The following is a 13,585-nucleotide window of genomic DNA, read 5'->3' on the forward strand; positions in this document are numbered from 1 at the left end:
ATAATATCAGAGAACTAATTTTTGATTTGTGGATAGGGGTTTTCTTGTTAAACTACCATGAAAATTAGTTTCTTCAAGAAAAGAAAAATGACAATACTTAAGAAGACCCCTACTTAATCGTTAAAAAAAGAGGAGAGCATAAATAAGTCTATGGATTACGGAAGACTGGATTAAGGTCAGTATCAGTATTGACACTTCCTAAACATTTTCATTCTCTGTGGAGCAGCACTGATTTTGTGCTACATGGATGGCTAACGGGTGCTTTAGTCAAGATCATAGGGTTGTTTAGGCAGCTCTTTTTTCTTATTGAACTAACGCAGCAGGTTAGTTGAAGAACGAGGTATTTTCGGAAATGTGTCGAATAATAATTAATAATTCAATTCAAATTTTTGGGGGGAGTTAAGTTGCAGAAAATAATTACTTTATTATTTACTATAATGCTTTTAACAGCTTGTTCAGAGACTACGAACAATGACTATAAATTTAGTGGAGAAAGTGAAAAATGGGAAGCTGAATATTTCTATAAAGGAACAGAAAAATGGGGGGAAAAAGACGGAACAAAAACTTATTCAAACCAAGATAACTATGAATTTGTATTAAAATATAAAGGTTCTTTAGAAGAGTTGTCTTCAATACAAAAACTTGAATACTCTTATGAAACAAATCATAGTGGTGGGAAAAAAACTGAGCAGTTCACAGAACCCCCGCAAACGGTAATATTTTCGACTTCAGGTGCTTCAAAAGGTGGGGCAAAGGTAAGTGAAGACGAAGTTATAAAAGTAAATGTAAAATGGAATGACTTTGAAGAGTCCTTTGAACTGAATAATACTAGTAAGTAACTCTGTTGAACTCCCACATTCTCTGTGGTGCAGCATTTTTTTTGTGCTGCATGGATGGCTAACGGGTGCTTTAGTTAAAGATCATGGGGTTGCTTAGGTTACCTAAAAGGAGGGGATAACTTGTATTTATATCACATGTTCATTGAAAATGATAGTGACCCAAGTATAAGTCCACAAAGGGTTTTAAAAGAAGGATTAAATCAAAAGACGGCAACCAAATGGTATTCTAATAGCTTTAATCTATTTCCAGATTTAACAAACCGTTTTAGACCAGCAAATTCACCAAAATGGATTGATTTTAAAGTTGCTTTCAGAGCAGACTTGGAAGTGTTTGAAAATCCTTACTATCGATTTCCAGTGTTTAGTGATAAAATTTTAGTTTTTAACCGAGATATATCAAGTGATTTATTTGCTTATAAGGAAGATATATATGATGGTGGCAAAGGACGTTTTGTTGAAGGATTACCTTCAAAGGAAGATTTAATGAAAAATTATTGGGCAAGTATTAACACTCTCGAAGAATTTTTAAAGAATAAGCCTTTTAATAATCCTGAACTTTATATTTTTGAACAAGTTCCTGCACAGTTAATTGACTATATAGAGTAAATTCTTATTCAACTAACGGGTGCTTTAGTTGAATATTCGCTTTCCGAAATAATTAATCTTTTTTAAAATCAAGGTGTTTTCTGCTATACTAAGTTTAATTATTAATGTTTTAGCAAAAGTCAGTGGAAGCACCACTAAACAAAAGGGAATACCTTTGTTTAGTGGTGCTTTTTGTTTTCAAAATTAGAAAGAAAGTTGGTCTACTATGGAACAGTTATTTAATATTATGCTATTATTTTTTGCCACTCTATTAATGATTTCAGCACTTAACAAAAGTAACGAACAACAATCAATTGGAATATGGGTAGGAATGTTTCCAGTCTACTTATGTATCTTAATTCTTACTGTAGTTGGTGTTTTTGTTCCATCGGCGCAACACTTGTTTAATGGTGTAAAAGACGCTTTTATTTTATGCTTCTTGTATGGAGCTGGACTATTCGGATTAACCGATTTCTTAAAAAATAGAAAGTTTAATAATGTTGAGGAGAAAAATGTATGAAGAATTATGAAAGAGAGTACTTAATTAAGGAATTACTTCAATATCATGTGGGTAAAGGACCGCGTGGGGAAAACCTACAAGATATGGACTATTTTTCACTAAGAAGCTTATTAGCAACAAAGAGAGCAGCAAGAGGATAATATGTGGAAGAGGTTACAGTTGAATCAAGGAATACCCAATTTCAATTGGTTTAGAATGAAAAAAGCTTTGAATGTAAGTGAACAAATACAACGTGATGGAAGAGTGGATCTGCTCAAGTGGATAGCTCTCATAACGATGATTATTGATCACATCGGTATCGTATTTTTTCCAGATGAAGCTATATATCGTGTTATTGGTCGCATTGCATTTCCTATTTTCATCATTTTACTTGCGGAAGGAGCAGTTCGGACAAGGAATAAGAAAGCTCATTTGATAAGACTATGGGTATTTGCATGTATTAGCCAGATTCCTTATCTACTCCTAATAGATCCTTACGTATTGAATGTAATATTTACAATGGCAATAGCGGTAACTTGTATTCGATTACCGTATCTTATACCAGTAGTATTTATTGGTTTAATGATAATTCCAGTTGATTATAGTTGGTATGGAGTAGGGTTAGCGTTAATTTATTATTACTTACGGAAGTGGCCAGGGATTGCATGTATCCTTGCAGTTAATTTAACCTTCCTCTATGCGATTCAAATAGGTTCATTCATTCAATTTTGGGCAGTCATAGGATTAGTATTGCCGCTTATAATACGTAAAGTATCTTTTCGAATACCGAACACATCTAAATATTTCTTTTACTGGTTTTATCCAGTACATCTAGCGATTCTATTTATCATTTCAAAGGTGTATTAATCAAAGGGCTTGATATCAACTCTAGTGTTTAAAAATACTCCAATATAATATGTAATTGGATTATTTTAAATAGCAAAAAAAGCGTTAACTTTTTTTGCTATTCCATTAAAATAATCTTCAAATTCTAAGATTTAGTGTACGTTATTAAGTATTTTAAGTGCTTGTGTTATAGTATTTTCAATTTTTTCGTCAGTTACACCAATCATGCTGTTTGCTGCATTGTAAAGTCGATGCTTTAGGAAAGGGTCCTTCTCTTTTACAGCATATTTACAAATTTCAAGTAACTCGTCGGGTAGTGTACTAAAACCAGACATCATTGCATAAGTAATAGGCTCAATAATTCCCACTTCACCACAAAGAACTTCTCCTTCTTCACCATTTTTGTCTATTAAGTTATGTGTGAGATATTCCATGACATTTTCAGGATGTGCTATTGGATCATAGCGTCTAAGGATATTCCGATAACTACCAACGGTTTTTATTATTTCACGATACGCGTACCCCGGATCTTCGGGATATTCAGATAATAATGGTTTTGTCGCCAATTGTGAAAGGACCAGCCAAGGAAATATATTCGAAATTAACTTACCCTCTTCAGGACTTTCGTTCAGCGTTTCTTTAGGGATATTAACTAGCCCTGTTTTGTCGAAGTATAATGCTCCATTGAAATCATTTCGGATTTTCTCAATACGTGGTGGGTTGTTGGCTAACCGCACAATGAGTTCATACAATGGAAATTTGTCCTCTGAGCTTAATCGATCAAAAACATTGGCCGCAATTAAGTCGCTATAAGGAAGCCTTTCACATAAATTTAATACATGTTCAATTGCTTCATCATACCCCATTTTTTTGACCTCTCTGAACAAAGCTTCAACTGCCGATGCTGCGAGAAGTTCGGGTGATTTTGGGGCTATATAACGGTTCAGTTCTTTATCGACAAACCAGTCGATATGCCCTTGATGACGAAGGCGCTCAATTCGGATCTCACCCAAGATAGATTCAGCTTTCTCATAAGTAACAAAACCTCGACCATAAGAAACCATTACCTCCAAAGGTGATTTTAAATCTTGACGCATGGAAACATTCACTAACTTTACCATGTCATCTATAAATGTAATGTCACTACTAAATCCTTCTAAAACTCTATTGAGAGAATAGAATGGGAGAAAACTTGAAATTACTATCTGGGTATCTTCTTTTCTTTCGCTCGGAAGTTGCGATAAAATCATACGAATGATTCGCGGGGTGCGAAGCTCCCTGCTATATTTTGCGCCTTTTTGGAAATCAATGGACCACTGCTCCATTAAATAGTTACGTGCATTTTCAAACTCATCATCGTTCAAATTATCAACTTCTAATTTCAATGACTTTTTTCCAAATAAAGTCTTACCTTGGCGCCCGGAGATCTGAGACATTAGATTAAAATTACTACTATCACAGCCGATAACCAATGAAAATGATTTGCTGGAAGAACAGAAATCGATAAGTTCATTTATTTCCTTAATAATCTTGTCCTCATAATGACGAACTCCATCAACAATCAGTACAGTTTTTCCATCGCTACGCGGATTGCCAACAATACCATTTAGAAACCACTGTCGAACTTCATCTGTTGAAGTAGCTGAGAAGAAATGTTTAGTAAAGTGGTTAGCTAAGTATTGAAAAATGCCATATGGACAATCCTCAACATTGATATATATAGGAACAAATGGAGTATTTTTTAGGTAACAAAATTCATACAACACGTTGGTCTTCCCAACAAGTGGGGCACCCGTTAGAGCTATTACTGGATTATTACCAACATAGTCGATTAACTTCTCAGTACTTTTCCTAGGCAAATGTAAAGATTCAGAAATAGGTAGTGAAAGGGTATCAAGACTACCAATATGATTACTAATACTTTTTTGATTAAAGTCATCAATCACATGCTTCCAAATTAAAGGGTCTTTCCCTAATAATATTTGAATAGCTTCGTCTTTTTTACTTGCTGCAATTTCAAGTACCTGAGTAAATAGCATCTCTAATTGTTCAATGTCAGGATTGGTGATAGCTATTGGTCGGCCCGAAATAGTTTCATAAAACAGAGTTTCTTTACCGTTAGAAACAATTACCAAAGGTGGCATTTGTTCTAGTAGACGCGCATAACTCAGACCTTGTTTACGATCATCGTCAGTAAGAGTAATCGTTGGTTTTTTCAATTCTAATACAGCTAGGTTTCTTTCCTTATGTTTAATTAAAATATCCAAACGAGGTCTTCTAATACTTGGCTTCACTTCGACATTTTCATGCCCTAATTTCACAGTAAAAATCACTTGGTGAGTTATTTCTAAACGAGAAAAGTTTGGAAATATACTTTCAATGGCTTTATGGGCCTTTGCTTCAAAAGTAGCTTCATTCATTTAATTCCCTCCGTTCTATCATCTAAAGTAATATTACCATTAATTTCTTTATTATTAAGACGTTATAGTAGATTAAACGTCACTATTTTCTAGTCAAAGTCATATGTTTTCTTCTAGTATCTTAACAAATCTATGGGAAAATAGAAAAGTAAGGAAGATGTAGATAGAGTACAATAACATAAATAATACACCTCGATAGTCCATATTATGCACCTTATCCCGACCAAATCACTCTTTTCCGTTCCTGGTTGCTGCTCCGCTATCCGGAAGTTACTACGCATATCCATTGCACCAACCTTCCTTATCCCACTTGTTTTAAACCTGGTACCCCCGATATTAATTTGGAAACCAAAGGTTTCTCCCAAGCCAACCTTGCCCCAAAGCAAACGCGAAGGTCAAACCCACCCCCATTCGACAAATACATAGATTCGAACAAATACATTAATTCGAATTAATACATAGATTCGAATTTCTAACTTCGATAGAATAAAAGAATTCGAGGAAACCCAAAGATCAAAACCATGAAAAGAAGTGGATAAGGAGGGGAGAGAAACACGTCAGAACGGGACATAAGGCTACCCAAGTGGACTATCGAGGTGTATAATTATTGGAAAAGGAGTGTTTGTTATGAGCAAAGATACAATGGTTGCAACCGTTGGTTTTAGTCGCAAAGATACCCTCACCCTCTTTTGGTTATTTGAAACACAAACGTCTGCAAGGTACCCAAAAGAATTGACCGATGCTTTTTTAGTGCAGTTCCCAGGGCATCCGATCGGGTACGATTATGTCGCACGCATTGCTAAACAATTAGAGCAAGCTGGCCATCTTTCCATGTCTTTAATGGATGGCAAAAAGTATTATGTATCCACCTCTTCTGGTTCGGAGCAGCTCCGTCTTTACGAAGAACAATATTACCAACGATTCTTTGAAGTAACGCTTGTCATTGATCGTATGTATTATTACCTTACCAAAATCGGACCAGCTCCAGAGAACCCAACTGCTCCACTTGATGAAGCATTTCGTCCTTTCCTTGCCAAACTGCTGTCGGTCAAAGATGTAATTCGATACGTTGCGCTCAAACTCAGTCAAACACGTCCTTCTTTCTACATGGCACAAGTTGCTGATCAACTAGATGATTTGTTTGGATGGTCTCCATCTAACGGATATTTATATCTCATTGCACGCGAAATGGAAGAAACAGGACTTCTTATTGGACACTGGCCAGATGAACGGCGAACCGTTCGTCATTTAAAAGGGACAGATGAAGGACAGATGTTTTTCCAAACCGTTGAAGAATCTTTTGCAGAACGTTTAAAAGATGTTCGCTCTCATTTACATGCTATTCTTTCTTTTTTACAAGGTTCAGCAAAACCCCAGTGATTATTTGCGTCCCTTTCTACATTCACCTAAACTAGATATAAACCTACTAGTTAGAAAGGAGCTAATTACGATGCAACCTAAAATTACTGGACTTACATCACTCGACGCTGCTGTACTTATGGAGAAAGCAATTCTACTAAACGGCATGATTTTACATGGTACTGCAGAGCAAAAAGCTTATGCGAAAGAGGAGTTTCCAAAACTTTCTTCCGTTATACGCAAACACATTAACCTAGAAGCACAAGAAATAGCAAAACGTGAGCTGGCATTAGAACACGACTTTGATAATTTGGATATGCTACCTAACGTATTTTGAGAAGCCACTACGGCTTCTTTTTTTCATTGCCAAACCCCGCTCATTTCGTTATGATAAGTTCATATCTTTTATTTGTTTTTTATTATTCCACCCACGCGGGAGGAACGTTTTAACAATAAACACTTACGTTTGTTTAAGCACTTTTTTGAAAGAGTGAAACAGGTTTTTTCTGTTCATTCCTTGAAAAAAGTGCTTATTTTTTTGCACTAATTTTAGGGAAAGGAGATGATATGAATGTTCACAGCACTGTATGAACAATTTGGTTGGGTTTTACTAGTTGTTGGCGCAGCTATATTATGGGTGATTTTTAAATTCATTCGTAATGCCTTAGTTAAAGTAACAAGTCTGATATTTGCGATTTACGGTATTCTCCGTTTCGCATCATTACTGAACTTGTTCTAAACCATTTTTAAGGAGGAATAACAGATGACAATTCATTTATTGTACGGAGCAGAACCCTTTTTAATAAGGGAACATAGGAACGCTATTTTAGAGGGAGTAGATCCATTTACTATCTCCTGGTTAGATATGCGTGAAACAACTCTTCAATCAGCTATCGAAGAAGCACGAACAATGGACTTATTTGGAGATACCAAGACGCTTATCCTTCGGGATTGCTACTTTCTATCAACGGAAGTGTCCAAATCCAAATTGCAACATGATTTAGATATGCTACTGGGATATATCGATTCTCCGAATCCTTCCACAACGCTAATTTTGATTGTATCGCATGAAAAATTGGATAAACGGAAAAAAGTAGTGAAATCTCTACTAAAGGTAGCAAATACCTTTGAAGCAAAACCACTTCGTTATGTTCAATCGTTTATTCAAGACCGATTCAAGTTGGAAGGGAAAACTATCTCCAAAGATGCGCTCTTCCAAATGGAGCAGCAATTAGGATATGACCTATTTTTACTTCATAACGAAATCCAAAAATTAGGCCTAGCATATCCTGATGCAAATCAAATCGAAGCATGGATGCTTGAAGAAGTAATGTCTCGAACATTAGAGAGTGATGTTTTCAAATTAATTGAACGCATTATACGTAAGCAAGCATCTGCACTAACGATCTTAGAAGATTTATTTCGACTAGGTGAAGATGCAATTAAAATCAATCTATTAATTGCTCGACAGTTCCGTATGATTGCACAGGTAAAAGCAGCTCAAGCAATTGGTCAAAAACCTTCCAGTATAATTAAAGCAAATCCTTTTGTGATTAATATTGCTGAAGAACAAGCTGATCTATACTCAACCGAGGAAGTTCAATCTCGATTGATTGAATGTGCAGAATTAGATGTTTCCATGAAACGCGGTCTTGTCGATAAACAAATCGCTCTGGAAACCGCGATTATTAAATGGATTTAATCCAAAACTTTTTTACGGAGAATAATATCCTTAGGAGAAACGAATAGGAATAAACACAATGATCTTGCCAGTTCCCAATTGGAACTAGTAAGGTCATTTATTTTATTCACTAAACAGATAAAAAAATGGAAGGCGAGCTGACATTATGCAGTTGCAGTTATTCGAAATAAATGATTATAAACAACACAAGAAATACGTTAATGGCGTATTAAAATCAAAAAAGGAAATTATTGAAATTGCTAAGAGTGAAGGAAAAACAAAGATTTATAGAGTATTATCGTTTGACGGTGGGACACAATCAAGCCATTTTCTTGAAGCTCACTTCCGTAATGAGATCGAATATGATTATGTAGTTTTTTCCGATGCAGGCGTATCTCTATAAAAAAGTATGCACATAAATCCTAAATCAATTTCTTTTCCTTAAAATCAATAATATCTAAGTAATTTTTACTGCACTTAATTATTTTGATGATTTGTACATAAATATTTAACTAAAACACACAGAGATTTTATCTTCGATACCCCAAACATACATATAAGTCATTTCATAAACTCAATCCTAGATAAAAATAATTAAAGTTATAAGTCTTTATATATACCGGAATAAAATTCTACCAATAATAACTTCCCTAAAAAATCTATCTGTGGAATAATAAACCTATAAAGGTGTAAAGGGGTGGTTTTATGGCGTATTTAGAAAAGCGTTTTCCTTTAATAATGCATGCTGCTATTCCTGTACGTTTAAACGAGGAATTAAGGAGTAAAGTTAACATAATTTTAGATAGATACACATCGATCCTATCAAACGTTATTAAACAAATGGGAAGAAATATAAATGACTATATATTTTTTGCTCCACATGATTTAGCCATTATATTAACTAAAGATCAATTGATATTTACATTATGTAAAAATAATAAATCTCTTTTTTTGACGGGATTATATTGTTTTGAACTTGATTTCGAAGTTGACGAAACGGTATTAAATCAAATTCTAAAAAATCAATTCAATTTCCATGATTTTATACATTTCAAATTTAGCAAACAAATATTAGAATTAAGCGGTTCAGAATTGGACGAATATTTATTAAAACAAGTTTTGGAATTTGAAGAAATGGAAGCCGAAATAATTAGGAGAGGAAAGTCTATTATGGATGTTAGACCTAAAGTGTTTTCTAATACCGATGTAAGGATTAAGGAAAAATATTGTTTTGTATTAATGCCATTTAAAGATGAATTAACAGAAGTGTATGAGGATTGTATTAAGTTAGCTTTAAATGAAGTAGATTATCAGTGTGAGAGAGCAGATGATATTTTTCACAATACATCTATAATAGAAGTTATTTGGACCAAAATTTGCAGTGCAGAAATAATTATAGCTGATTTAACAGATAAAAATCCTAATGTTTTTTATGAAGTAGGGATTGCCCATACTCTTGGAAAAGAAGTAATTCTATTAACTCAAAATTCAGAGGATGTTCCTTTTGATTTAAGACATTTAAGATATATCCATTATTCAAATACAGGTAGAGGCTTATCCTCTTTAAAAGACAATCTAATTACTACCATTAAGTCCATTAACGCTGATGGTATGGAATATGTAGAACATCAATAAAAATGAACGCCATCTCTTCTTCAGTGATGGCGTTACATTTTCTAATAAGTATAATTTGAAAACTTATCTTCTTCTGTTATACCTTTCTATAAAAACATTCTTTTTTTTACTGAAATCTAGATAAAAATTCTTCTTCATAAAATTTTCTTACAGCCAAATCAACTTCACGAAGACTTATTTCATATAACTCTTTATTTTGAATTTCTAAGACTTCTTCAACAGATTGATACAAATTTAACCCCTTGATTTTATTTAAATAATCATTATATGAAACATTAGAAACTTCGTTAAAATCAAAAATCTTTTCAAAAAAATAACTTATCTTAGTTCTGATGATTTGATGGTCTAAGTCTAAATCTAAATTCGTTTTTAGACTAGTATATAAAATAGTTAAATATCTGAAAGGTACTTCTCCTCGAATATAGGGTACAAATTCAAGTGAAGACATAGTGAATAAAATGTTCATTCCTTGAGACAAATAACCTATTCGAGAAATGAAAAATATTTCGCTTGCGGGAGCATTTCTATTTCCCATATATTCCGAGTCTACAAAACTTAAAAATCTATCTTTTAAAGATAGATTCTAACCCCATCGTCATCCCAACCAAATAGTATCCAATCTTTTACTGGATCTTTTAAGTAACTTCAATATCCTCAAAAGTATTTATTTTAGTAAAGTAATCCTCGAGACTCGATACATCTTCAAATAAAGAAACGAAAAATTGTTCTGCAGCTTTTGTAACCATTTCAATAGGAATTTCTGTACGGATTGGTAAGGTAAAAAAGTCATGTGAACATATCTCAAATAATTCCAATGAGTCTCTTATAATGCTTAATCGTATCTACGCATTTAAAAAAAAACGATTAAGACTTTAATTGAAATTGGAAATTTATCTGAAACTCCCCTGGAGGAACAAAAGAAACGAAAAAAACAAGGCTTTATGGCGTGAACAATGGGCATTCAAAACATTCTCATGGGTTATCCAAAACGAAAACATTACAGAACCATGCATAATTTGTTCTACTGAATACTGAACAGTGCGAATATTAAACGACATTAATAGAATGCGTTAATATATATCTTATCTTGACGGAAAAAGAACAATACTAGTACTTAACAGTTGAATGAGAATATGGTATAGTTACCGTATATTCTCATTCATGCATTTAATTATCTCACCCATGCGGGAGAGACGTTTTATCAAAAACACTTTGTTTTACAGTGTTCATCTGTCTTTTGACAGTTTGACGTTGTATTCAAAGTGTTTTTTTGCGTGCTTTTGAATACACAAAACTTTTTTAAGGAGTGTTACGTTATGCGTATCGATTCATATAACAACAAGCAAGAGGGATTCAAATCAACTGCAATTGAAAATTTTCGTGCTACTAGAGAAATGAGAAAGCAAGTTCGACTAGAAGCAAAAGAGTATTACAAACAAGCAAAAGATAATGAAGAAACTGTTTCGTGGAAAACTATATTTATGACAGCAGGAATGTTTGCTGTAGTCCTTAGTTTTTTCGCTCTTCTAACATTTTCTTTATCTTTCCTAAGCATTTTCAGCTAAGAATACTTTTGCTCAACTGTACTAACAACAAAAAGGACCTTAATTTAGAATTAAGGTCCTTTTTCATTTTATCCAAGAGGTGATTCATGATGAATTTATTTGCTAATTCCTTTACCTATCCAGTAGGTTCTAAAAAAAAGACCAAAATCGCTGCTCCTATTGCAGCTCCACTAACTACGGAGGATCTTGTAATGGATTCAGAAGTAGATGCTCCTTTTTTCCGTTCCTTAGAAAAAGAAGGCATTTATTTAAACCAAGAACAACTGCAAGCTGTTCGTTCCTTAGAAGGACCGCATCTTTTAGTTGCAGGAGCTGGTGCAGGTAAAACAAGAGTATTAACCGCTCGTGCCAGCTATATCTTAACTTATCAGAAAGAAGTAGAGCCCAATCAAATATTGTTGCTTACCTTTACAAAAAAGGCGGCCAACGAAATGATTGAACGCATGAAAAAGATGCCCCATTTGTCTGAGGAAACAGTAGATAAGATAGACTCAGGTACTTTTCATTCCTTTCTATTACGATTGCTAAGAGAAAACGGATATAGACAGCGTATTCTATCAAGCGACAGATACCGTCAAATAATCCTAAAAGACATTTTAAAATCCTTGAAACTACATGAACTCTATGCTGCTGAAACCGTATTAGCTACTATTTCCCATTGGAAAAGCCAAATGATGCAACCAGATCATATTGAGCTATCCAATCGTACAGAAAAAGAGTTAGCCGCTTGTTACTTAGCATACGAAGAATGGAAACAAGAGAACGACTATCTAGATTTTGATGATATCTTATTAGAAACCTACGACTTGTTCCTAAAGGCTCCTGGTTATGCAGCTGCTTTACGGGATCAGTACCGGTACATTAGCATTGACGAGTTTCAGGATACGAACAGGATTCAAGATGCCATTATGAAAATACTTACACATGATACATCCAACGTCATCTTTGTTGGAGACCCAGATCAGTTAATTTATTCGTTTAATTCCTGCTCCAACGATTTTATTTTAAATTTACAGGATTTTTATCCTACACTAAAAACAATTACACTTACCACGAATTATCGGTCGAATCAACTAATTGTAGGTGCAGCGAATAAAGTGATTTCCTTCAATAAAAATCGTATCGATAAATCATCAGATGTGATCGGAGAGGTGGAAGATGCTATCTGGTATAGCCGTCCTGCAGACACAGAAGAAGAAGCATCGTGGATTACCAGTCATCTAATGGAGGAACAAAAGCGACGTGTATTAAATGATTTTGCTATACTTTATCGCACGCATAGTACCTCCCGTGCAATTGTAGACGAACTTGTTTATAAAGAAATACCGTTTATCATCTATGGAAATGATACTCTTTTCTATGAAAATGGTTTTATTGTGCCACTGTTGGCTCATTTACGATTACTCGTTAATGAAGATGACTTAGAAGCAATTGCTGAGATGGCACCTACTTGTTATGTATCACGCGATGTAGCTTATCAAAATGCAAAGGATTATGCAGAATTAAATCCGGACAAACCAGCCATCTTCTCTTTACTGCAATTACAAGTTTCTGAATTTCAGAAAAGACAAATTGTTAATCGATTATCTTTATTGAAACAATTGAAAACAAAGAAACCAAGAGAAGTGATACAGCATTTACGGAAAGCATTTTACAATAAGCATGTTGAGGCGAGAGAGCGAGAAGTAGATACTATGCAAAAAGAGTATGTACAAGAGATTTTGAACGAATTTGAAGCATCCTCGAAACGATTTGATACCACTCATGAATATATTTTGTTTATTGATCGAATCATTTCCATATATCATGGGATGGAGGAATTACGAAAAGACCCAAATGCTGAAGCAGTTCAACTTATGAGCATCCATCAAGCAAAGGGACTCGAATTTCCAACAGTATTTTTGATTGGCGCATCCGAAGGGATAATGCCACATGCAAGTGCTACTAATGCAGACCAACAAAAAGATCGCGTTACTGGCACAACTAGTTTAGAGGCTATAGAAGAAGAGCGTAGACTACTCTATGTAGGAATGACTCGTGCCGAGAATGAACTATTTATTAGTTCTCCTAGACGTTATCATGATAAAGAAGTTGATACCTGTCACTTCTTGCTACAAACTTATTCTTAAAGTATAAATGTTCCTAGTGAAGCACTC

16 protein-coding genes are annotated in these 13,585 nt (G+C 34.3%); 13 read left to right on the forward strand and 3 right to left on the reverse strand.

The genetic code is table 11. The features are described 5' to 3' along the window. Positions 1–404: 404 nt before the first annotated feature. The 5 genes from MHH81_RS20465 (at position 405) to MHH81_RS20485 (ending at position 2,790) form a co-directional block, all read left to right on the forward strand. Positions 405–839 (forward strand): hypothetical protein, encoded by a 435-nt coding sequence (locus MHH81_RS20465; protein WP_340925417.1) that lies wholly within the window; start codon positions 405–407, stop codon positions 837–839. Positions 840–959: 120 nt separating this feature from the next. Further along, the gene (locus MHH81_RS20470; RefSeq protein WP_340925419.1) at positions 960–1,445 is read left to right on the forward strand and encodes a hypothetical protein; all 486 of its coding nucleotides are present in this window, start codon (positions 960–962) and stop codon (positions 1,443–1,445) included. A 205-nt stretch (positions 1,446–1,650) separates the two neighbouring features. After that, on the forward strand, positions 1,651–1,944 hold the full coding sequence (locus MHH81_RS20475; RefSeq protein WP_340925422.1) for a hypothetical protein: 294 nt from the start codon (positions 1,651–1,653) through the stop codon (positions 1,942–1,944). Then, positions 1,941–2,084, forward strand: coding sequence for a hypothetical protein (locus MHH81_RS20480; protein WP_340925424.1), 144 nt, complete (start codon positions 1,941–1,943; stop codon positions 2,082–2,084). The genes MHH81_RS20475 and MHH81_RS20480 overlap by 4 nt, the downstream gene beginning before the upstream one ends. 1 nt (position 2,085) lies before the next feature. Further along, positions 2,086–2,790, forward strand: a complete 705-nt coding sequence (locus tag MHH81_RS20485) for a TraX family protein (RefSeq protein WP_340925426.1) — start codon at positions 2,086–2,088, stop codon at positions 2,788–2,790. 131 nt (positions 2,791–2,921) lie between these two features. Here MHH81_RS20485 and MHH81_RS20490 read toward each other — a convergent pair whose 3' ends face one another. Next, a complete protein-coding gene (locus MHH81_RS20490; RefSeq protein WP_340925428.1) occupies positions 2,922–5,189 on the reverse strand; it encodes a type I restriction enzyme HsdR N-terminal domain-containing protein in 2,268 nt (755 codons plus the stop codon). 627 nt (positions 5,190–5,816) lie between these two features. Here MHH81_RS20490 and MHH81_RS20495 point away from each other — a divergent pair. The 6 genes from MHH81_RS20495 to MHH81_RS20520 all read left to right on the forward strand — a co-directional run bounded on the left by MHH81_RS20495 (position 5,817) and on the right by MHH81_RS20520 (position 9,864). After that, positions 5,817–6,569, forward strand: coding sequence for a PadR family transcriptional regulator (locus MHH81_RS20495; protein WP_340925430.1), 753 nt, complete (start codon positions 5,817–5,819; stop codon positions 6,567–6,569). A 70-nt stretch (positions 6,570–6,639) separates the two neighbouring features. Beyond that, positions 6,640–6,885: a hypothetical protein gene (locus MHH81_RS20500; protein ID WP_340925432.1), complete on the forward strand. Its 246-nt coding sequence runs from the start codon at positions 6,640–6,642 to the stop codon at positions 6,883–6,885. Between the two features lie 234 nt (positions 6,886–7,119). After that, a complete protein-coding gene (locus tag MHH81_RS20505) occupies positions 7,120–7,287 on the forward strand; it encodes a hypothetical protein (RefSeq protein WP_340925434.1) in 168 nt (55 codons plus the stop codon). 24 nt (positions 7,288–7,311) lie between these two features. Continuing rightward, positions 7,312–8,250, forward strand: coding sequence for a DNA polymerase III subunit delta (holA, locus tag MHH81_RS20510; protein WP_340925436.1), 939 nt, complete (start codon positions 7,312–7,314; stop codon positions 8,248–8,250). A gap of 145 nt (positions 8,251–8,395) precedes the next feature. Next, complete coding sequence (locus MHH81_RS20515; RefSeq protein ID WP_340925438.1) at positions 8,396–8,632, forward strand: hypothetical protein; 237 nt, start codon at positions 8,396–8,398, stop codon at positions 8,630–8,632. A 302-nt stretch (positions 8,633–8,934) separates the two neighbouring features. Continuing rightward, positions 8,935–9,864, forward strand: a complete 930-nt coding sequence (locus tag MHH81_RS20520; RefSeq protein ID WP_340925442.1) for a hypothetical protein — start codon at positions 8,935–8,937, stop codon at positions 9,862–9,864. A gap of 106 nt (positions 9,865–9,970) precedes the next feature. Here MHH81_RS20520 and MHH81_RS20525 read toward each other — a convergent pair whose 3' ends face one another. Continuing rightward, complete coding sequence (locus MHH81_RS20525; protein WP_340925444.1) at positions 9,971–10,399, reverse strand: hypothetical protein; 429 nt, start codon at positions 10,397–10,399, stop codon at positions 9,971–9,973. Positions 10,400–10,499: 100 nt separating this feature from the next. Next, complete coding sequence (locus tag MHH81_RS20530; protein WP_340925446.1) at positions 10,500–10,679, reverse strand: hypothetical protein; 180 nt, start codon at positions 10,677–10,679, stop codon at positions 10,500–10,502. A 501-nt stretch (positions 10,680–11,180) separates the two neighbouring features. Here MHH81_RS20530 and MHH81_RS20535 point away from each other — a divergent pair. Together MHH81_RS20535 and MHH81_RS20540 are read left to right on the forward strand one after the other, a co-directional pair. After that, the gene (locus tag MHH81_RS20535; RefSeq protein WP_340925448.1) at positions 11,181–11,429 is read left to right on the forward strand and encodes a hypothetical protein; all 249 of its coding nucleotides are present in this window, start codon (positions 11,181–11,183) and stop codon (positions 11,427–11,429) included. Between the two features lie 86 nt (positions 11,430–11,515). Continuing rightward, the gene (locus tag MHH81_RS20540; protein WP_340925450.1) at positions 11,516–13,558 is read left to right on the forward strand and encodes an ATP-dependent helicase; all 2,043 of its coding nucleotides are present in this window, start codon (positions 11,516–11,518) and stop codon (positions 13,556–13,558) included. The last annotated feature ends 27 nt before the right edge of the window (positions 13,559–13,585 follow it).

Source organism: Psychrobacillus sp. FSL H8-0484 (assembly GCF_038005325.1).
Classification (GTDB): Bacteria; Bacillota; Bacilli; order Bacillales_A; family Planococcaceae; genus Psychrobacillus.